Source organism: Arthrobacter sp. M4 (assembly GCF_020251205.1).
GTDB lineage: Bacteria > Actinomycetota > Actinomycetes > Actinomycetales > Micrococcaceae > Arthrobacter.
Map to the genome: position 1 here is coordinate 519,834 of NZ_JAIWYX010000002.1, position 18,329 is coordinate 538,162.

Annotated in this window: 21 protein-coding genes; 9 read left to right on the top strand and 12 right to left on the bottom strand. The window is 63.0% G+C overall.

Going from position 1 to position 18,329, the window contains the following annotated elements; translation table 11 throughout:
* Positions 1 to 204 precede the first annotated feature (204 nt).
* Positions 205 to 837, top strand: coding sequence for an O-methyltransferase (locus LD110_RS05990; RefSeq protein WP_225497110.1), 633 nt, complete (start codon positions 205 to 207; stop codon positions 835 to 837).
* Between the two features lie 61 nt (positions 838 to 898).
* Here LD110_RS05990 and LD110_RS05995 read toward each other — a convergent pair whose 3' ends face one another.
* The 5 genes from LD110_RS05995 to LD110_RS06015 all read right to left on the bottom strand — a co-directional run bounded on the left by LD110_RS05995 (position 899) and on the right by LD110_RS06015 (position 3,893).
* Positions 899 to 1,066 (bottom strand): DUF3117 domain-containing protein, encoded by a 168-nt coding sequence (locus LD110_RS05995; RefSeq protein WP_009357720.1) that lies wholly within the window; start codon positions 1,064 to 1,066, stop codon positions 899 to 901.
* Complete coding sequence (locus LD110_RS06000) at positions 1,066 to 1,209, bottom strand: hypothetical protein (protein WP_225497369.1); 144 nt, start codon at positions 1,207 to 1,209, stop codon at positions 1,066 to 1,068. The genes LD110_RS05995 and LD110_RS06000 overlap by 1 nt, the downstream gene beginning before the upstream one ends.
* A 98-nt stretch (positions 1,210 to 1,307) precedes the next feature.
* On the bottom strand, positions 1,308 to 2,561 hold the full coding sequence (locus LD110_RS06005) for a hypothetical protein (RefSeq protein ID WP_225497112.1): 1,254 nt from the start codon (positions 2,559 to 2,561) through the stop codon (positions 1,308 to 1,310).
* Positions 2,558 to 2,959: a DivIVA domain-containing protein gene (locus tag LD110_RS06010; protein ID WP_225497114.1), complete on the bottom strand. Its 402-nt coding sequence runs from the start codon at positions 2,957 to 2,959 to the stop codon at positions 2,558 to 2,560. Before LD110_RS06010 ends, LD110_RS06005 begins: the two co-directional genes overlap by 4 nt.
* 85 nt (positions 2,960 to 3,044) lie before the next feature.
* Positions 3,045 to 3,893: a TIGR00730 family Rossman fold protein gene (locus LD110_RS06015; protein WP_225497116.1), complete on the bottom strand. Its 849-nt coding sequence runs from the start codon at positions 3,891 to 3,893 to the stop codon at positions 3,045 to 3,047.
* 163 nt (positions 3,894 to 4,056) lie between these two features.
* Between LD110_RS06015 and LD110_RS06020 the strand changes: the two genes are divergently transcribed.
* The 4 genes from LD110_RS06020 to LD110_RS06035 all read left to right on the top strand — a co-directional run bounded on the left by LD110_RS06020 (position 4,057) and on the right by LD110_RS06035 (position 7,342).
* The gene (locus LD110_RS06020) at positions 4,057 to 4,812 is read left to right on the top strand and encodes an amino acid ABC transporter ATP-binding protein (protein ID WP_308012408.1); all 756 of its coding nucleotides are present in this window, start codon (positions 4,057 to 4,059) and stop codon (positions 4,810 to 4,812) included.
* A 59-nt stretch (positions 4,813 to 4,871) separates the two neighbouring features.
* The gene (locus tag LD110_RS06025) at positions 4,872 to 5,750 is read left to right on the top strand and encodes a glutamate ABC transporter substrate-binding protein (RefSeq protein WP_225497118.1); all 879 of its coding nucleotides are present in this window, start codon (positions 4,872 to 4,874) and stop codon (positions 5,748 to 5,750) included.
* 96 nt (positions 5,751 to 5,846) lie between these two features.
* Complete coding sequence (locus tag LD110_RS06030; RefSeq protein ID WP_225497120.1) at positions 5,847 to 6,497, top strand: amino acid ABC transporter permease; 651 nt, start codon at positions 5,847 to 5,849, stop codon at positions 6,495 to 6,497.
* The gene (locus LD110_RS06035; protein WP_225497122.1) at positions 6,494 to 7,342 is read left to right on the top strand and encodes an amino acid ABC transporter permease; all 849 of its coding nucleotides are present in this window, start codon (positions 6,494 to 6,496) and stop codon (positions 7,340 to 7,342) included. The genes LD110_RS06030 and LD110_RS06035 overlap by 4 nt, the downstream gene beginning before the upstream one ends.
* A 57-nt stretch (positions 7,343 to 7,399) precedes the next feature.
* Here LD110_RS06035 and dapE read toward each other — a convergent pair whose 3' ends face one another.
* Complete coding sequence (dapE, locus tag LD110_RS06040; RefSeq protein WP_225497124.1) at positions 7,400 to 8,521, bottom strand: succinyl-diaminopimelate desuccinylase; 1,122 nt, start codon at positions 8,519 to 8,521, stop codon at positions 7,400 to 7,402.
* A gap of 87 nt (positions 8,522 to 8,608) precedes the next feature.
* On the opposite strand from dapE, the gene dapD reads away from it, so the two are divergent.
* Both dapD and LD110_RS06050 read left to right on the top strand, forming a co-directional pair.
* The gene (gene dapD, locus LD110_RS06045; RefSeq protein ID WP_225497125.1) at positions 8,609 to 9,631 is read left to right on the top strand and encodes a 2,3,4,5-tetrahydropyridine-2,6-dicarboxylate N-succinyltransferase; all 1,023 of its coding nucleotides are present in this window, start codon (positions 8,609 to 8,611) and stop codon (positions 9,629 to 9,631) included.
* A gap of 7 nt (positions 9,632 to 9,638) precedes the next feature.
* On the top strand, positions 9,639 to 10,502 hold the full coding sequence (locus LD110_RS06050; protein ID WP_225497127.1) for a hypothetical protein: 864 nt from the start codon (positions 9,639 to 9,641) through the stop codon (positions 10,500 to 10,502).
* 14 nt (positions 10,503 to 10,516) lie between these two features.
* Here the strand turns inward: LD110_RS06050 and LD110_RS06055 are convergent, their stop codons facing one another.
* The 4 genes from LD110_RS06055 to fdxA form a co-directional block, all read right to left on the bottom strand.
* The gene (locus LD110_RS06055) at positions 10,517 to 11,128 is read right to left on the bottom strand and encodes a hypothetical protein (RefSeq protein WP_225497129.1); all 612 of its coding nucleotides are present in this window, start codon (positions 11,126 to 11,128) and stop codon (positions 10,517 to 10,519) included.
* A gap of 185 nt (positions 11,129 to 11,313) precedes the next feature.
* Positions 11,314 to 12,597, bottom strand: coding sequence for a citrate synthase (locus LD110_RS06060; protein ID WP_225497131.1), 1,284 nt, complete (start codon positions 12,595 to 12,597; stop codon positions 11,314 to 11,316).
* 257 nt (positions 12,598 to 12,854) lie between these two features.
* Entirely contained in the window at positions 12,855 to 14,000 is a 1,146-nt protein-coding gene (gene dapC / locus LD110_RS06065) for a succinyldiaminopimelate transaminase (protein WP_225497132.1), read from the bottom strand.
* 14 nt (positions 14,001 to 14,014) lie between these two features.
* The gene (gene fdxA, locus LD110_RS06070; RefSeq protein WP_225497133.1) at positions 14,015 to 14,341 is read right to left on the bottom strand and encodes a ferredoxin; all 327 of its coding nucleotides are present in this window, start codon (positions 14,339 to 14,341) and stop codon (positions 14,015 to 14,017) included.
* Between the two features lie 149 nt (positions 14,342 to 14,490).
* On the opposite strand from fdxA, the gene LD110_RS06075 reads away from it, so the two are divergent.
* Entirely contained in the window at positions 14,491 to 14,727 is a 237-nt protein-coding gene (locus LD110_RS06075; RefSeq protein ID WP_225497134.1) for a hypothetical protein, read from the top strand.
* On the opposite strand, the gene LD110_RS06080 is transcribed toward LD110_RS06075, so the two are convergent.
* Entirely contained in the window at positions 14,724 to 15,146 is a 423-nt protein-coding gene (locus LD110_RS06080) for a hypothetical protein (protein WP_225497136.1), read from the bottom strand. The two genes, LD110_RS06075 and LD110_RS06080, sit on opposite strands and share 4 nt — an antisense overlap.
* Before the next feature lie 9 nt (positions 15,147 to 15,155).
* Entirely contained in the window at positions 15,156 to 17,084 is a 1,929-nt protein-coding gene (gene typA / locus LD110_RS06085; RefSeq protein WP_225497138.1) for a translational GTPase TypA, read from the bottom strand.
* 259 nt (positions 17,085 to 17,343) lie between these two features.
* Between typA and LD110_RS06090 the strand changes: the two genes are divergently transcribed.
* Entirely contained in the window at positions 17,344 to 18,225 is an 882-nt protein-coding gene (locus tag LD110_RS06090) for an SGNH/GDSL hydrolase family protein (protein ID WP_225497139.1), read from the top strand.
* The last annotated feature ends 104 nt before the right edge of the window (positions 18,226 to 18,329 follow it).

Here is an 18,329-nt window from a genome sequence, read left to right on the forward strand (position 1 = left end):
CACCCCAGTGATTCGGCGCCGCCCATCACTTGGATGACCGGATACATATCATTGCAAGTTTGGCTGGGAGTTTCCTGACCGTTGGGTCAATTTCCACGCAAGGCGAAACTTCCACCGGACACATGGCGGCCAACGCGCCGCGGGCGGGGACCGACACAGTAGTCTGGTACAAACACCCCCCGATGCCTGGAAAGTGAATCCTCCATGAGTGCCGACAAGTCCACCAGCTGGTCCTACGCAGAAGGTCTGCCTGCCGAGGACGAGGTCTTGATGCGCGCCCGCGAGAGGTCCTTTGAACTGGGTGTGACTCCCGTCAGTCCAGGCGTCGGCGCTGTTCTCACCGTACTTGCGGCTGCGTCCAAGGCACAGACGGCCGTTGAGATCGGCTCCGGGGCCGGAGTGTCCGGGGTGTGCCTGCTGCGTGGACTCGGACCTCAGGCCGTCCTGACCACCATCGACGTCGACGTCGAACACCTTAAAGCCGCCCGGGAAGCCTTCCTGGAATCCGGCAGCCCGGCCAACAGGACCCGCACCATCTCCGGTCGGGCCGCGGACGTCTTGCCGCGCCTCACCGATTCCGCCTACGACCTGGTGTTTATCGACGCCGATAAGCCAAACTTTCCCGGCTATGTGGAGCAGGCAGTGAGGCTGCTGAAGCGCGGCGGAACCCTGGTGGTCAACGACGCCCTGGACAAGGACCGGGTTTCGAACCCAGCTGCGCGCGAGGCCACCACAGTGGTCCTGCGGCAAGTTGGAAAAGCAATTCGCGACGACGACAGGCTGGCCTCCGCCATGCTGCCCACGGGAGACGGTCTGCTGGTAGCAGTGAAAAAATAGGCGGCCGCCCCTTAAATGCGGAAGGCAGGTCCCGGCACCCGCCGGAACCTGCCTATCCACGCTATTCAGTAACGCCTACGAGGCATTCCTTCAGGTTCGCCGCCTCCGCTGCGTTAAGCTCGACGACAAGCCGCCCTCCACCTTCGAGCGGCACACGCATGATCAGGCTGCGGCCCTCCTTGGTAACTTCCATAGGGCCGTCGCCAGTACGTGGTTTCATAGCCGCCATTAGGAAAATCCCCTCCAGTTGTCCCAGATCACGCCAGCCCGGCCGGGCAGCGTCCGCGTGGCACTGACGGCCACAACGGCCGTCCATGGAGAGCCGCCGTGGCTGGGCACCCAGGGGTGCCATTGTCCTTGCTTGGTATCCATTATCCCGTACTTACCCGCCCGTAGCTAATCGCTGGACTTTCTCCGAAGGCGGCTGCGTGCTGGGAGCAGTTGGCGTTTGTAGCGGAAATCGCCGCAGGTCACGGTGGATAGTCGCCGCCGCCCGGCAGTTGCGCCCAGGCCCAGAGCCAGACCACCCACACCACCTGCAGGAGGATGAACATAACCAGTACGGCTCCGCGGTAGGCCTTGGAACGGGAAACAAATGCGGTGGCCAACGCCAGCGGGAACAGCGGCAACAGCATGCGGAAAGTACTGGTCTGCGGATGCAGGAAAACCAACAGGTAGCCCATGTAGCAGGCGCACCAAAGCCGCAGCTCGGGCCCAAGCTTTCGCACGGGCGGGGACATCAGGAGACCGGCAAACGCGGCTGCGAAGACGACTGGTGCCGCTACCCCCAACACAGGCCCGAAGAGCATCACCCCGGTGTCGAACCAGGGTTTGAACGGAACAAGGTCGTGTCCGCGCCACACGGTCTCAGTGCGGGTGTAGGCATCAACTTCGCCGGTGACAGCCCAGGCGATCCCCGGCCAGGCCAGCGCGGCGGCAGCACTGACAACAACCAGCACGGCCAGCGGCCACAACGAAGTCACGCTGTCCCGCTGGTCCCGCGGTGATCGGAAGTGCTGCCAGGCCTTTGCCACGAAGAGCAGCCCGACCATGGCCGCAAACGGCACCCCCGTGGGCCGGGAAAGGCACATAAGGACTACAACCGGCAGGGCCGTCAGGCAGTGTCGGCGCACCACGAGGAGCAGGGAGCCCGCCAGCAGGAGGAGGTTGAGCGATTCGGCATAAGGAACCTGCAGGACCGGAGACACCGGGAATGTCGAGACAAAAAGTACGCCCCACACGGCAGTCCGGACGCCAGCGAATTCGCGGAACAACTGGTAGGCAACCAAGGCAGCGGCAGCACCGGCAACCATCGCGATCAGCGTCAGCGCCGGAAGTGTCCCCATGCCCGTGACAGCGGACAGCACGCGGCCCAGCATCGGGAAGATGGGGTAGAACGCCCACGCGTTTTCCTGGACCTCGCCATCTGGCCCCAGCGGGAGATTGGAGGGGTAGCCGTTATCCGCGGCCTCCTGGTACCACCGGCCGTCCCAGATCGAGATGAAGTTCCAATAATCAGGGTGCGGGGCGAACCACGGATTCGGTCCCTGTTGCCGGGCCGCCGCAACGAAGATGGCGGCGCTGAGAGCCCTGGCCGCTATGTAGAGGAGGAGGGTCTGCACCCACCACGGCCAACGCGCCGCGGCACGCAGCGCCGCCTGCGACCGCGTCCTCGCAGCAGCGGCCCATCGGCCTCTGCCGCCCACCGCCGTCGGGGTTGTCATTGCCCCGTACCTTGGTCAGCTGTCCCCTTTTCGGTCGAACGGCCTTCTATGTCTCCGCTTTCTGCCGAGCCCCCATCCACCGAATGACCGTCACCTGCCAAAGCGTGCCTGAGCTGCCTGATTTCCTGGTCGCGCTGTTCCAGCTGGTTCCGCAATTCGTCCAGGACCTGGTCCACCTGGTCCATACGGTATCCCCGCAGCCCCAGGGAGAACTTGATCCTGTCGATGTCCGCTGCAGTCGCATGCTCCGGCAGCAGAACCGGTGGCAGGTTCGCTACCGGCTCACCCAGCCCGTCGCCCGCGCTGCGTTCCCGGCCGGACATGGTCGTCCCAAGGAACAGGGCGCCGCCAATCAGCGCGATGGCTAAGAAAACCAGGAAGAAACTCACACCAACCATCGTGCCAGATTCATGCGGCGAGGCTGAGAAAGGGGGTCCCGGTCCGCCGGAACGGCATTTTCGCCCCGACCGTCAGGCAGCGGCCCTACTCCGGACGCTGGTCCCCGTTGGTCCGTGCCGGAAGCGGCACACCGTGCAGCACACGGTGAACTGCGTCCTCCGGGTCGTCGACGAGCTGGATCAGATCCAGGTCCTTTTCCGAAACCATGCCTTCCGCGACCAACGTGCTCTTGATCCAGTCGATCATCGGGCTCCAGAACTTCACTCCGAGCAGGACAATGGGGAATGACGTCACCTTGCGCGTCTGTACCAAGACCATGGCTTCGAACAGTTCGTCCAGGGTACCCAGGCCGCCGGGAAGGACAACGAAGCCTTGGGCGTACTTTACGAACATCGTCTTTCTTGCAAAGAAGTACCGAAAGTTGATACCCAGGTCCACCCACTCGTTAAGGCCCTGTTCGAACGGCAGTTCAATGCCCAGCCCTACCGAGACGCCGTTGCCCTGGACGGCGCCACGGTTGGCTGCCTCCATGGAGCCAGGACCGCCGCCGGTAATGACTGCCACTCCGGATTCGGCAAGCTTCCGCCCTACTGCGACGCCCATCTCGTAGTAATCGCTGCCGGGTTTGGTCCTCGCTGAACCGAACACGCTAACTGCGGGGCCCAGTTCCGCCAGCGCACCGAAACCTTCCACAAATTCGCTTTGGATGCGGAGGACCCTCCACGGATCCGTGTGGATGAACTGATCCGGTCCCCTGGTGTCCAGCAGGCGCTGGTCTGACATGGCCACAGCCGCCTGTTTGCGGCGCAGCTCCAACGGCCCCTTGTGCCTGGCCGGCACTTCGCTGTGCACGGCAGAAGCAAGGGAAGACTGCACCGGGCCGGATACAGCATTGGCGTCCGGGGAAGGTAGGGGTTGTCCGTCGGTACTCATTGACCAAGGCTAGCGCGGATGTGCCACCATTCCCGCCTGTTCACAGTGCCCGGGATAACGGTGGCGTGGTCCGGCCGCCCAGCAGGTATCTCTTGAGTCACGATCTGGCTGAACTTGCGGTGACTCCGGTCATATTTACTGAATAGTTCGCTAGATTCTTCGTATGACTACTCAAGTGTCCGGCAATCCGCTGGTCTCCCTGAATGGCGTCAACAAGCATTACGGCCAGTTGCATGTTCTGAAGGACATCAACCTCCAGGTCCAAAAAGGTGAAGTGGTGGTGGTCATCGGACCGTCGGGCTCGGGTAAGTCCACGCTCTGCCGCGCCATCAACCGCCTGGAAACCATCGACAACGGCGACATCGCCATTGATGGCAAGAAGCTTCCCGAAGAGGGCAAGGATCTTGCCCACTTGCGCGCTGACGTAGGAATGGTTTTCCAGTCGTTCAATCTCTTCGCGCACAAGACGATCCTGGAGAACGTCACCCTCGGACCCATGAAGGTGAAGAGAGTGGACAAGGCCAAGGCTGAGAAGGATGCCATGGCCCTTCTGGAGCGCGTGGGTGTTGGCCAGCAGGCCCCCAAGCTGCCCGCTCAGCTTTCCGGCGGGCAGCAACAGCGCGTGGCGATCGCACGGGCTCTTGCCATGAAGCCCAAGGTCATGCTGTTTGACGAGCCCACGTCCGCCCTCGACCCGGAAATGATCAACGAGGTCCTGGACGTGATGATCCAGCTGGCCAAAGAGGGCATGACCATGATTGTGGTCACGCACGAAATGGGCTTTGCGCGCAAGGCCGCAGACCGGGTGGTCTTTATGGCAGACGGACAGATCGTCGAGGACACCGATCCTGAATCCTTCTTCACGAATCCCCAAAGCAACCGTGCCAAGGACTTCCTCTCAAAGCTCCTGACCCACTAGCACTTTCCGTATTCGCGTACCCAGGCCGATGAAGAGCGGCCGTCAATGAAAGGAATGTCATGAAGGCTCCCATCACCCGGAGGAAATCTCTCCTGGTAGCAGCCGCTGCCGCACTCGCCCTGACCCTGAGCGCTTGTGGCGGTTCCAGCGGAAGCAACCCCTCCCCGGTCCAGAAGCCGAGCTTCGCCGCAGGATCGTCCATGGAGAAGTTGGCCAACGCCGGCACCATCAAGATCGGCACAAAGTTTGACCAGCCGCTGTTCGGCCAGAAGGGCCTGGACGGCAAGCCGGTTGGTTTCGACGTCGAGATCGGCAAGGCAATTGCCGCCAAGCTGGGCATTGCAGCTGACAAGATCGAATGGGTTGAGACGGTCTCCGCCAACCGCGAGTCCTTCATCGAGCAAGGCCGTGTGGACCTGGTCATCGCTACGTACACCATCAACGACGCCCGCAAGCAGAAGGTCGACTTCGCAGGCCCGTACTACGAGGCCGGTCAGGCCCTGCTGGTGAACAAGAGCGACTCCTCCATCACCAAGCCGGAAGACGTCAAGGGCAAGAAGGTCTGCTCCGTCACGGGTTCAACCCCTGCCAAGACCATCGTTGAGAAGTACGGTGCCGAGCTGGTACCTGCCGCAACGTACACCGCTTGCCTCGAACCGCTCCGCAACAAGCAGGTAGTTGCCGTGACCACGGACAACGTGATCCTGGCAGGTTACGTGGACAAGGAGCCCGACGCCTTCAAGCTGGCATCGGACCAGACGTTCACCAAGGAACCGTACGGCATCGGCCTGAAGAAGGGCGACACCGCCTTCCGCAGCTGGATCAACGACCAGCTGGAAGCATTCGCAAAGGACGACACCTACAAGAAGGCCTGGGAGAGCACGGCGGGGAAGGTCATCAAGACCGTTCCAAGCCTGCCGAAGATCGACCGCTACTAGGCATCCCGCAGCTTTTGCCGGCGGTCCGCAGCTTCGCGGACGCCGGCAAATTGCTTCACCGGGCCTTTTCTTGACCGTCCACAGCCAAAGGAAACCATGGACGCCATCTTTGCCAGTCTTCCCCAATACTGGGACGGGTTCCTAAGGACCCTGTTCCTTGCCGCTGTCTCCGGCATCATCGCCCTCGTGATCGGCACCCTGCTTGCCGCCATGCGGGTTTCCCCAGTGGCCGCACTCCGCGGCTTCAGCATGTTCTTTGTTGAAGTCGCAAGGAACACGCCACTCACCATCATCTTCTTCTTCGCAGCCATCGTCCTCCCCCGCCTCGGCATCAAGTTCGACCAGTTCGAGGTAGCCGCCATTATTGCCCTGAGCGGCTACACCTCGGCGTTTGTGGCCGAAGCAGTCCGTTCCGGCGTGAACAGCGTGCCGGTCGGTCAAGCCGAGGCAGCACGCAGCATCGGGCTGACCTTCACCCAGGTACTCGGCCTCATCATCCTCCCGCAGGCCCTGCGTACTGTGGTCCCGCCCATGATCAACATCATCATCGCGCTCGTGAAGAACTCCTCCGTTGCCGGTGCGTTCTTCGTGCTGGAGCTGTTTGGCTACGGCAAGCAGCTGGCCAACGAGTATGGCGACAAAGTCCTATGGGTTCTGGTCGGCGTCGCGTTCTTCTATCTCCTGATCACGGTTCCGTTGGGTATCCTCGCCCACTTCGTTGAACGAAAGGTGGCGATCGCGCGATGAGCTCCGTCCTTTACGACGTTCCCGGCCCTAAGGCCCGGCTCTATTCGTTCTTCGGTTCAGTGGCAGGCACGCTGGTGATCCTGGGTGTCCTGGCTATCGCAGTGTTTACGTTGGCTCAACAAGGTATCTTCGACGCCAACCGCTGGGAGATCTTCTACGGAACTGAGGCGCCCGACGTCTGGAACCTGATCCTTCAAGGTCTGGGTGCGACGCTGGCCGCCGCAGCGGTCTCCGCCGTAATCGCCTTCCCGCTGGGCGTGGCCCTGTGCCTCCTGCGCATCTCGCTGGTGCCGTGGATCCGGGTGCCTACCCAGGTGGTCCTCGAGTTCCTCCGGGGAATGCCCGTGGTGCTCATGATGTTCTTCGTGCTGCTGGTCTTCGCAACCAGCCAGTTCGTCGCTGTTGTTGCGGGTTTGGTCCTCTACAACTCCGCGATTTTCGCCGAGATCCTGCGCGCCGGTATCCAGTCCCTGCCCAAGGGCCAGCGCGAAGCGGGCCTGGCCATCGGCTTGCAGAGCTTCCAGTCGCGCATGATCATTGAGCTGCCCCAAGCCATCCGGCGCATGCTGCCGTCGCTGGTGGCACAGCTGGTGGTACTCCTGAAGGACACCTCGCTCGGCTTCATCGTCGGGTATGAGGAACTCCTTCGGAAGATCCAGATCATGGCCGACTTCCTGGGGCCGAACTTCCTGTTCCCGGCATTCTTTATGGGCGCCGCGATTTACATCCTGATCAACATCGCGGTGTCGCGCCTGGCTATCGCGATTGAGCGCCGCGGCTCCAAGAAGGCAGCTGGCGGCGTGGAACACGCAACTGCTGCCGGGGCTGTGCCAACAGCCAAGTAGCGGATGTCCGCAAACAAGAAAGGTCCCGCCAGCGGGACCTTTCTTGTTTGTCTGCGCTTAGGCTGCCAGCCACGTCCTCAGGGCCCGCAGGCACTTGCGGATCGCATCGGCATGGACATGCTCGTTGTCCTTGTGGGCCAGCAGCGCATCCCCCGGGCCGAAGTTCACGGCAGGGATGCCAAGCTCGCTGAAGCGTGCCACGTCCGTCCAGCCGTACTTCGGCTTGGGGTCCGCACCGACGGCGGCCACAAACGAGGCAGCCGCTGGATGGTTGAGTCCAGGGCGTGCGCCGGCGGCGGCATCAGTCCGGACAACATCAAAACCGTTCAGCAGTTCACGGACGTGGGCTTCGGCCTGTTCGATCGTCTTGTCCGGGGCGAACCTGTAATTGATCTCGACAACGCAGCGGTCCGGAATGACGTTGCCTGCCGTTCCGCCGTGGATGCGGACAGCGTTGAGGCTTTCCCGGTAGTCCAGGCCATCGACGGCGATAGTCCGGGGTTCGTACGCAGCTAGCCTGGTCAGGATGGGCGCCGCTGCGTGGATGGCGTTGCTGCCCATCCAGGCCCGGGCAGAGTGGGCGGCCTCACCTACGGTGCTGGCCTCGAACCGCATAGTGCCGTTGCAGCCGCCCTCCACAGTGCCATCGGTGGGCTCCAGCAGGATGGCGAAGTCACCGTTCAACAGGACTCCGTGGTTCCGGACCAGCCTACCGAGGCCGCTCTTGGCTGCCTCCACTTCCTCATGGTCATAGAAAACAAAGGTGACGTCCTTGGCCGGCTCCGCGCCGTCGTCGAACAGTGTTCCGGCCAGGGCCAACTGCACGGCCACGCCGCTTTTCATGTCGGTCGCGCCGCGGCCGTAAAGGAGGCCCTCGCCTGGGACGCCGGAGGTCCAGGTGGACGGAACCGTACCGAGGGAACCGTCGACGGCGGGCAGCGGCACAGTGTCCAGATGGCCGGCCAGGATCACGCGCTCTGGGCGGCCCAGTTCGGTCCGGGCAATAATCGCGTCCCCGTCACGGACGATCTTGAGGCCGGGAACACCCCGGAGTGCCAATTCAATCGCGTCAGCAAGCACTCGCTCGCTTCCGGAGACGCTGTTGATGTCGATCAGAGCGGCGGTCAGGAGCGCCACATCCTGGCGCAGGTCGATAAAGGGCGTTGGTTCCACGGTCACCCCACCACTTTACCCGCGCACGAAATACAACCCTGCGCTGTGGATGCGGTTTTCAGGCATGAGAATCCCTCTCGATAGACTTGGATCATGACTGAAACCGCCGCTTCCACCACCTCTGCCGTGCCCGAAAATACCCGTACCGCCCATGGCTTCGGCCTGGCCACCATCGCAACCTCTGCCTCCGGCGAGGCCACTGTCCTGGACGTCTGGTACCCGGCACCGGCCCTTGGAACCGTTGCAGAGGCCCTTCGCGACGTTGAAAACGCCGACCCCGAGCTGACGGCACTGGCAGAAAGCGGCACCGACGAAGCCCGCCGCACCCAGCAAAAAGTAGTGTTCGTCCAGATCGACCTGGATGAAGCCCCGGTGGACACAGCCGACGCCTACCTTCGGCTGCACTTGCTCTCCCACCGCCTGGTGAAGCCCAACAGCATCAACTTGGTTGGCATCTTCGGCAAGCTTCCCAACGTTGTGTGGACCAACTACGGCCCGGCTGCCCCGGAAGGTTTCGAGCTGACCCGTGCCAAGCTCCGCAAGCGCGGTCCAGTGGTGGTTTACGGTGTGGACAAGTTCCCGCGCATGGTGGACTACGTGATCCCCTCCGGCGTGCGCATCGCCGACGCAGACCGCGTCCGCCTCGGTGCCCACCTGGCCGAAGGCACCACCGTTATGCATGAAGGCTTCGTTAACTTCAACGCCGGCACACTGGGCGCCTCCATGGTGGAAGGACGTATCTCTGCCGGCGTCGTGGCCGGGGATGGCACCGATGTCGGCGGCGGCGCCTCGATCATGGGTACCCTGTCCGGCGGCGGCAAAGAGCGCATCTCCCTGGGCGAGCGTGTACTCCTCGGCGCCAACTCCGGAGTAGGCATCAGCATCGGCGACGATTCCGTAGTGGAGGCCGGCCTCTACGTCACCGCTGGCACGCGCGTGAGGGTCAGCGGCCCGAAGGACGAGAACGGTGAGGACACCAGCAAGATCATCAAGGCCGTGGAACTTTCCGGCGTTCCCAACCTGCTGTTCCGCCGGAACTCCACGACCGGTGAAGTAGAAGTGCTCCCGCGCAAGGGCCAGACCGTGGAGCTTAACGAAGCCCTGCACGCCAACTAAGCCCGTTATGCGCCGCATTTCCCGGCGCCGCCGGTTGCTCAGGTCCGCTGTCCTGCTGGCGGCTCTGGCACTCGTGGCCGGGGCGGTTTACGGTGTCGCGGATGTGTTGCAGCGCTCGGAGACGTTGGTCACCGAGCGCTGCACCGCCGTCGTCGGCTCCGACCGCTACGAACTGGACATTGACCAGGCGGGCAACGCCGCCCTGATCACCGCTGTCTCCGTCCGGCGTGGCCTGCCGCCCCGGGCGGCCACCATCGCCTTGGCCACTGCCATGCAGGAATCAAAGCTGCGAAACATCGATCACGGTGACCAGGCAGGGCCGGACTCCAGGGGGCTGTTCCAGCAACGCCCGTCCCAAGGCTGGGGCACGGAAGCCCAGATCATGGACCCGGAGTACGCTAGCAACGCGTTCTACGACGGACTGGTGAAGGTCCCGGGTTACGAAACCATGGAGATCACGCAGGCTGCGCAGCTCGTGCAAAAGTCGGCGTTCCCGCGTGCCTACGCCCAGCATGAAGCCATGGGGCGCGCCTACGCCTCAGCCCTTACGGGACACTCCGCGGAAGGCCTCGACTGTGTCCTGAAAACTGCCACCACAGTGGGTGATCCGGATGTTGTCGCCGACAAGTTGGCGGCGGAATTCGGTGCGCTGCCCACGGCGACGGGAGGCAGGACAGTGACTATCGCGGCCAGCGGTGTGCAGGCGTGGGCCCTGGCTCAATGGGCAGTGGCCAACGCAAAGGAACTGTCGGTGACCCAGGTAGATGTTGATGGCAAACGATGGAGCAGGCAGGAACGCGACGGCTGGCAAACCTCAGCCCAGCCACCCGGTTCCGTGGTCATCACTGTGTCTGCGCCTATCACTGCCTGAATCTGCGGCCTGAGTCAGACGAGGAGCTCCACAACGGGTTGAACGTAGCTGCGGAAGACCTCGGGCTGGGATAGCAGGCGGTGGCTCATGATCATCTTGTCCGGTTCCAGGTACCAGGCCCGCTGTTCGTTGAGCGGCAGCTCAATAATGCGGAGGTTGAAGTCCCGCGAGCTGCGTCCCACTTCCAGGAGCCTGTCCTCCACAAGGTCCCCGACGAGCAGCGTCGAACCACTGGCCTCACGCTCGGCCTCGATCTGGGCGTATTCAGCCCGACGCTCGCGGGCCCAAGTCAGGGCAGCGCCAAAATGCGCCTGAAGTACTTTCCGGAGAGCCGGGGAGTTGATGAACGCACTGAACGAAGGTGGGCTCAGTTCCGGAGTGGTCTCAGGGTAGGCCTTGACCAATTGCTCCCACCACGCTTCCCACTCCGTCCGGAGCGCGGCGACGCCGCCCACGTCGGCGGTCAAATGGCTATGGTCAGCCTGCCTGATCTTGGGAGAGGCATGTGAGACGGAAGGTTTCCCTGCCCCGGCGAGTCCCGCTACATCGCGCAGGTACAGCGCAATGAGCATCGGCCCGGAAGTGTCCATGGTGATCCGCCAGCCCGGGCCGCCCGTGTCGTGCATCCGATTGCCTCCCTTGGCAGGTTTACCGTACCGTCACAGTCTATTCCCGAAGAACGCCAAGGTTAACGGTCCGTGCGTGGCGGCGGGGCGCGTGTTTCCGGTACCAAAAGTACGACGACGGCCGGCGCCTTTCGCGTGAAAGGCACCGGCCGTCGTCGTACTTTTGTGGACTTGGGTCCGCGGGACTACTGGACCGGGTAGCTGCGCTCCGGTTCGCCCGTGTAGAGCTGGCGCGGGCGGCCGATCTTGGTCTGCGGGTCCTTGATCATTTCGCGCCACTGGGCAATCCAGCCGGGCAGGCGGCCAATCGCGAACAGCACCGTGAACATCTTCTCCGGGAAGCCCATGGCCTTGTAGATCAGGCCGGTGTAGAAGTCGACGTTCGGGTAGAGCTTGCGCTGGATGAAGTAGTCGTCCGCGAGGGCCTTCTCTTCCAGGCGCATGGCGATCTCCAGCAACTCGTCGTTGCCGCCGAGCTTGCTGAGGACCTCGTGGGCCGTGGCCTTGATGATCTTTGCGCGGGGGTCGTAGTTCTTGTACACGCGGTGTCCGAAGCCCATAAGACGGACACCGGCTTCCTTGTTCTTGACCTTCTCCATGTACGCTTCGGGCTTGATGCCATCGCTCTGGATCTGGCGCAGCATCTTGAGGACGGCCTCGTTGGCGCCGCCGTGGGCAGGACCGAACAGGGCGTTGATGCCTGCGGAAACGGAGGCGAACAGGTTGGCGTTGGAGGAACCTACCAGGCGGACCGTGGAGGTGGAGCAGTTCTGCTCGTGGTCGGCGTGCAGGATGAGCAGCAGGTCCAGGGCCTTGACCACTACGGGGTCCAGTTCGTACTGCTCGGCCGGAAGGCCAAAGCTCAGGCGAAGGAAGTTCTCCACGAGGTTCATGGAGTTGTCCGGGTACAGCATGGGCTGACCGATGGACTTCTTGTGGGCATAGGCCGCGATGACGGGCAGCTTGGCCATCAGGCGGATGGTGGAGACCTCAACGTGCTCGTCGTTGAACGGGTCCAGCGAGTCCTGGTAGAAGGTGGACAGAGCGGAGACAGCCGACGACAAGACGGGCATCGGGTGGGCGTCGCGCGGGAACCCGCCGAAGAAGCCCTTCAGCTCCTCGTGGAGCAGGGTGTGGCGGCGGATGCGCTGGTCAAAAGACTCCAGCTCCGCCGGGCTGGGAAGGTTGCCGTAGATCAGCAGGTAGGACACTTCCAGGAAGCTTGAGTGTTCGGCCAGCTGCTCGATCGGGTATCCGCGGTAGCGCAGGATCCCCGCGTCACCGTCGATATACGTGATGGCCGACGTGGTGGCTGCGGTGTTCATGAAGCCGGGGTCATAGGCAACGGCGCCCGTCTGCTTCAGCAGCTTGGAAACGTCGTAGCCTTCGTTTCCTTCTACAACCTTGATCCGGGGGAGTTCGAGTTCCCCGCCGGCATGGCGCAGGGTTGCGCTGGTGGTCTCAGTCATGGAGTCCCCTTCATGAGGCTTCTGGGCCTCTGTAGAAAGCTTGATCCAACCCTCATCTGGTGACGCCGCGCAGGAGCCTGCCGGGACAGGCTTCCAACACGCCGGCTACCTTCTTGTTGAAAGCCACCATTGATTGTCAGTTCAAAGTTACCGCCAGCATCCTTCCCGAAACTAATCCGCAGTCCTTGGTTACCGGCAGATTTCCGGGCATTGTGGTACAAGTCACACCATTGTTATGAGGCGAAGCTCTGAGCTTGTCAGGCGCCGGCCAAGCGCTCCACTGCGGCATCAATACGCTCGTCACTGCCCGTCAGCGCAACTCGGATGAAGCCGTTGCCGGCGTCCCCGTAGAACACTCCGGGGCCAACGACGATGCCAAGGTCAGCCATCCTGCCCACGGTGTCCCAGGTACCTTCACCGGCCGTGGACCACAGGTAGAGTCCGGCCTTGGATTCGTGGATCTCCAAGCCAAAAGCTTCCAGCGCAGGAACCAGGCGTTCCCGGCGGGAGCGGTACAGGTCCTTCTGGGCCAGCACGTGGCCGGCGTCCCCTAGGGCAACGCGCATGGCTTCCTGAATGGGGAACGGCACAATCATTCCCGCGTGCTTGCGGCTGTTGACCAGGTTTTCGACAATTGCCGAGTCACCGGCCACAAAGGCCGCACGGTAGCCAGCCAGGTTTGACTGCTTGCTCAGCGAGTAGACGCTGAGCAGTCCATCGGTGGAGCCATTGCTTACGCGGGGATCGAGGATGCTGGGCACGGCTTCACCACCTCGCTGGGCGTCCCACTCCCCCCAACCCAGTTCCGCGTAACATTCATCGGACGCCACCACGGCGCCCACTTCGCGGGCCTGCCGCACGATGGCCTGCAGGGACTCGATATCCCGCACGCCTCCGGTGGGGTTTCCCGGCGAGTTGATCCAGACCAGTCGAACGCGGGCGCGGGTGGCGGCATCAAGCTCGTCGAGGTCTTCTGCCGCGACGGCGGTGGCGCCGGCCAGCGTCGCGCCGATGTCATAGGTGGGGTAGGCCACACGCGGTCGAACCACGACGTCACCGGGCCTGAGACCCAGAAGGAACGGCAGCCAGGCCACGAGTTCCTTGGAGCCGATGGTGGGCATGACGTCCCTGGGATCCAAGCCGGGCACTCCGCGGCGACTGGCGAACCAATCCACCACGGCCTGGCGGAGCGCCTGCGTCCCGTGCACGGTTGGATAGCCGTGGGCGTCCGACGCGGAAGCCAGCGCCTGGCGCACGAGCTCAGGGGTCGGATCAACGGGCGTCCCGATGGAGAGGTTTACCGCTCCTCCGGAATACTGGGCAGCCTTGGCGACATATGGCGCCATCGCTTCCCACGGGTAGTCAGGCAGGTTCAGGCCAAACGCCGGTGCCGCGGAAATCAAGGAAGGAGCCGTCCTCAGTGGTCTTGGTTCTGCGGGGGCAGGGCAGCGATGAAGGGGTGGTCCTTGTGCGTGTTGCCGATCTTGGCGGCGCCACCCGGGGAGCCGAGGTCGTCGAAGAACTCTACGTTGGCCTTGTAGTAGTCCGCCCACTCCTCCGGGGTGTCGTCTTCGTAGTAGATAGCCTCGACGGGGCACACGGGCTCGCAGGCACCGCAGTCAACACACTCGTCGGGGTGGATGTAGAGGGACCGCTCACCTTCGTAGATGCAGTCGACCGGGCATTCTTCAATGCATGCCTTGTCCTTGACATCCACACACGGCTGCGCGATTACGTACGTCACGTCCCTATTGCCTCTCCAGTTTGGGTTCCGGCCCAGCGCCGGTCGATTTCCATTCATCGATCCAGGCGTCCCGCCGGACTGCTAAATTCTGAGCCTATTATCCAACAGGCGGTTCCCGCCAACCTAGCCAGACGACTTACTATGAACTGATGATCTTGCCGCCCCGCGAATTCCTGCTTAATACGCCACAAGGAACGCGGGTTGTGGTCCGTTACAGAATCGAAGGCGGCTTGACTGACGCCTTGGGCTACCTGTCCCAAGTCTCCGAGGAAAGCTGCGTTGTCCGCACGCGGCTGTCCGACGTCGAAATTCCCCTGGAGCTCGTGGTGGCCGCCAAGGAGGTCCCGCCACCCCCGCCGCGGCGGACGGCCCGCCGTAGCACCTAGCGCGTTGTTGCTTGGGGCACCGGGCGTTCCGTGCCTCGGGGGCTGATACTAAACCTGCGGCACCACCACAGCATCACAAGCGTCAGCGCAGGGATCCCGAAAAGCCAGACGTTTCCTGAAACGTCCCCAATCACCAGTTGTTTTCCCGGACTCGCAGTCGCCAGATAGCCGACGGCGGCATAGCACACGACGCCGGCCACCGCCGTCGGGATGACTGATCTGGACCAGGCGCCAAGGCAAAGCTGGAACGAGCCGAGCAGCACCAGCGCTGCGGCGAGCCCCCAAGCGAGGGACGTACCGCTGGCTTCCACCGACTGCCGGTGCAGCGCCGTGCCGGCGATAGCGGCGAAAAGTGCCACCGGAACGGCAAGCAGGCTTGCGGTTCCGGCGGCACTTCTCCTTGACACTTTGCTCGGCACCGGGCGCTGCTACGCGCGGGCGCGTGCCCGGGCAGCCTTGACGCGCTCGTTGGCGTCCAGGATGACCTTGCGGATGCGGATGTCCTCCGGAGTGATCTCCACGCACTCGTCCTCACGGGCGAACTCGAGGGACTCTTCCAGCGTCAGCGTCTTGGGCGGCGTGAGGCCCTCAAAGCTGTCCGCGGTGGAGGAGCGCATGTTGGTGAGCTTCTTCTCCTTGGTGATGTTCACGTCCATGTCGTCAGCACGCGAGTTCTCACCCACGATCATGCCTTCGTATACCTCTGCCGTGGGCTGCACAAAGAATGAGCCGCGTTCCTGAAGGTTGATCATGGCGAACGGCGTAGCTACGCCTGCACGGTCGGCCACCAGGGATCCGTTGGTGCGGTATTCGATGTCGCCGGCCCACGGCTCGTAGCCTTCGGAGATCGACGACGCGATTCCGGCACCGCGGGTCTCGGTGAGGAACTTGGTACGGAAGCCGATGAGGCCGCGGGCAGGAACCTTGAACTCCATACGGACCCAGCCGGTGCCGTGGTTGGACATGTTGGTCATGCGGCCCTTGCGAGCGGCCATCAGCTGGGTGACTGCACCGAGGAACTCCTCAGGCACGTCGATGGTCATGTGTTCCATCGGCTCGTTCAGCTTGCCGTCTATGGTCTTCGTGACAACCTGCGGCTTGCCAACCGTCAGCTCGAAGCCTTCACGACGCATCTGCTCAACGAGGATGGCCAGCGCGAGCTCGCCACGGCCCTGGACTTCCCAGGCGTCAGGACGCTCGGTGGGCAGGACGCGGATGGAGACGTTACCGATCAATTCCTTGTCCAGGCGGTCCTTGACCTGGCGGGCCGTGACCTTTGCACCCTTGACCTTGCCGGCCAGCGGGGAGGTATTGATTCCGATGGTCATGGAAATGGCGGGGTCATCCACAGTGATAAGCGGCAGCGGCTGCGGGTTCTCGAGGTCCGTCAGCGTTTCGCCGATGGTGATTTCCTCGATGCCGGCGACGGCGACAATCTCACCGGGTCCGGCTGATTCGGCCGGGACCCGCTCCAGTGCCTTGGTGGCCAGGAGTTCGGTGATTTTGACGGTCTTCAGTTCACCGTTCTGCCGGGCCCAGGCAACCTGCTGGCCCTTGCGCAGCGTGCCGTTGTAGATGCGGAGGAGCGCCAGGCGGCCCAGGAAGGGCGAAGCGTCCAAGTTGGTGACGTGGGCCTGGAGCACGCCTTCAGGGTTGTACGTGGGAGCCGGAATGTGCTTGATGATCGTCTCGAAGAGGGGCTCGAGGTTGTCATTGCCCGGAACCGCGCCGTCGGCCGGCTGCTCGAGCGACGACGCACCGACGCGGGCGGCCGCATAGACAACGGGAACGTCAAGGACCTTGTCCAGGTCCAGGTCCGGCACCTCGTCGGCCAGGTCTGAAGCCAGGCCGAGGAGGAGGTCCATGGTTTCGTGGACGACGTCTTCGATGCGGGCGTCCGGACGGTCCGTCTTGTTGACCACAAGGATCACCGGCTTGTGGGAAGCCAGCGCCTTGCGGAGGACAAAGCGGGTCTGCGGAAGGGGACCTTCGGAGGCGTCCACGAGGAGGACGACGCCATCCACCATGGACAGGCCGCGCTCCACCTCGCCGCCGAAGTCGGCGTGACCCGGGGTGTCGATGACGTTGATGGTGATGGTCTCGCCGTTGGCTGCGGGTCCACCGTACGCGACGGTGGTGTTCTTGGCGAGGATGGTGATGCCCTTTTCGCGTTCCAAGTCACCGGAGTCCATCACGCGGTCCTCAACCTCGCCGTGGGCGGCGAAGGAGTTGGTCTGCTTGAGCATGGCGTCCACCAGGGTGGTCTTGCCGTGGTCAACGTGCGCGACGATTGCGACGTTGCGCAGATCGCTCCGCGACGCCGTTGCGGTACCTGCCGTAGCGGTAGTTTCAGACATGCGTAATGACTCGTTTCAGTGGTGAAGTCAGCTAATGGATCGCCGCATTTCCACATCGGAATCGACGACGGAAGAGACCCAGGGACACAGGGCACCTTTATTTAGTCTAAAGGCTTAGCCATCGGAGGCCTAAATGGCCTAGGCCCGTGCAAGAGCGCCCTCTCGGATGTGCTCTACGCGATATGACCGAAAGCTGGCTTTTCATGACTTTGTACTTCATTATGGCTGTGATAAAAACGAGCCCTTTCGGAGACCTTCGATGCGCAAAGCTTCGGCCCTGTCCCGCCTGGTCGCACCGTTGATCGCCGTTGGCGTTCTGTCGGTCGGTTGCGGACAGGCTGCACCTTCCCCCCAGCCGTCGACGACGGCTGGGCAGCCTGCGCCTGCCGCCGCACCTGGAGAAGCAGCGGCGGCCTCCAAATCCAAAAAGGCAGTGCAGCAGGCACCGGTCAACCTTCCCGTCGGCACCGTCTACCGGAACCCAGCCACCGGCAGGGACGAAGTCATAGTGGGCGACGTGCGCCACACGGCAGTGCTGATTGGGGACTCCCAATCGCAGCCATCCAACTCTTGGCCGCGCCAGGCGCTTAAAGCCTGCGGATATGAGGTGTACTTCGCCGGGATGGGTGGAACAGGCTTCGTGGCCTCAAATGGCAAGACCGGCAACTACATCGACGCCCTTCAGCGCGGCGATTGGCTGTTGCCCTATGGCGCTCCGCCCCTCATAGTCATCCAGGGCGGCGGCAATGACGCCGCCCACGGCGCTACCGACGCACAGATCGTAGCCAACGCCGAGCGGCTCATCACCGCGATCAAGGCCCGTTACCCCGGCGCCAAAATCGCGATGATCGGAACTCTGGCGCGCGGTGCCAACTACGGCGGGGGCCGGCGCACCCAAGTGGACACGCTGCTGGGCCACGTTGCGGAACGGGCGGGGCTAGCGTTTATCTCCGTGGGCGACTGGCTGAGCAAATATAACGCCGTCCAGGATTTGGTCGACGGGACGCACATGACGCAGACAGGACATAACAAACTGGCCGTGGTCCTCACGAAAGAACTCACCGCCGCCGGATTCACGCTGCAGCCCGCCAATGGCAGGGTCTCGGACACGTTGGGATTGGTTACGCCCGCGGCTCAATAACCGCCGCTGTGTGTACAGATCACTCCATTTTGGACCAATCCAAAGAGTACGAGTTGTGCACAAACTCCAAGGGGAAGTGCGGAAGAGCCGTTGCCCGTACTGCG

Bases quoted from the DNA above. Each gene is read 5' to 3' on its own strand.
- LD110_RS05990 (WP_225497110.1), top strand. From the start codon at position 205: ATGAGTGCCGACAAGTCCACCAGCTGGTCCTACGCAGAAGGTCTGCCT.
- LD110_RS05995 (WP_009357720.1), bottom strand. From the start codon at position 1,066: ATGGCGGCTATGAAACCACGTACTGGCGACGGCCCTATGGAAGTTACC.
- LD110_RS06000 (WP_225497369.1), bottom strand. From the start codon at position 1,209: ATGGATACCAAGCAAGGACAATGGCACCCCTGGGTGCCCAGCCACGGC.
- LD110_RS06005 (WP_225497112.1), bottom strand. From the start codon at position 2,561: ATGACAACCCCGACGGCGGTGGGCGGCAGAGGCCGATGGGCCGCTGCT.
- LD110_RS06010 (WP_225497114.1), bottom strand. From the start codon at position 2,959: ATGGTTGGTGTGAGTTTCTTCCTGGTTTTCTTAGCCATCGCGCTGATT.
- LD110_RS06015 (WP_225497116.1), bottom strand. From the start codon at position 3,893: ATGAGTACCGACGGACAACCCCTACCTTCCCCGGACGCCAATGCTGTA.
- LD110_RS06020 (WP_308012408.1), top strand. From the start codon at position 4,057: ATGACTACTCAAGTGTCCGGCAATCCGCTGGTCTCCCTGAATGGCGTC.
- LD110_RS06025 (WP_225497118.1), top strand. From the start codon at position 4,872: ATGAAGGCTCCCATCACCCGGAGGAAATCTCTCCTGGTAGCAGCCGCT.
- LD110_RS06030 (WP_225497120.1), top strand. From the start codon at position 5,847: ATGGACGCCATCTTTGCCAGTCTTCCCCAATACTGGGACGGGTTCCTA.
- LD110_RS06035 (WP_225497122.1), top strand. From the start codon at position 6,494: ATGAGCTCCGTCCTTTACGACGTTCCCGGCCCTAAGGCCCGGCTCTAT.
- dapD (WP_225497125.1), top strand. From the start codon at position 8,609: ATGACTGAAACCGCCGCTTCCACCACCTCTGCCGTGCCCGAAAATACC.
- LD110_RS06050 (WP_225497127.1), top strand. From the start codon at position 9,639: ATGCGCCGCATTTCCCGGCGCCGCCGGTTGCTCAGGTCCGCTGTCCTG.
- LD110_RS06055 (WP_225497129.1), bottom strand. From the start codon at position 11,128: ATGCACGACACGGGCGGCCCGGGCTGGCGGATCACCATGGACACTTCC.
- LD110_RS06060 (WP_225497131.1), bottom strand. From the start codon at position 12,597: ATGACTGAGACCACCAGCGCAACCCTGCGCCATGCCGGCGGGGAACTC.
- LD110_RS06075 (WP_225497134.1), top strand. From the start codon at position 14,491: ATGATCTTGCCGCCCCGCGAATTCCTGCTTAATACGCCACAAGGAACG.
- typA (WP_225497138.1), bottom strand. From the start codon at position 17,084: ATGTCTGAAACTACCGCTACGGCAGGTACCGCAACGGCGTCGCGGAGC.
- LD110_RS06090 (WP_225497139.1), top strand. From the start codon at position 17,344: ATGCGCAAAGCTTCGGCCCTGTCCCGCCTGGTCGCACCGTTGATCGCC.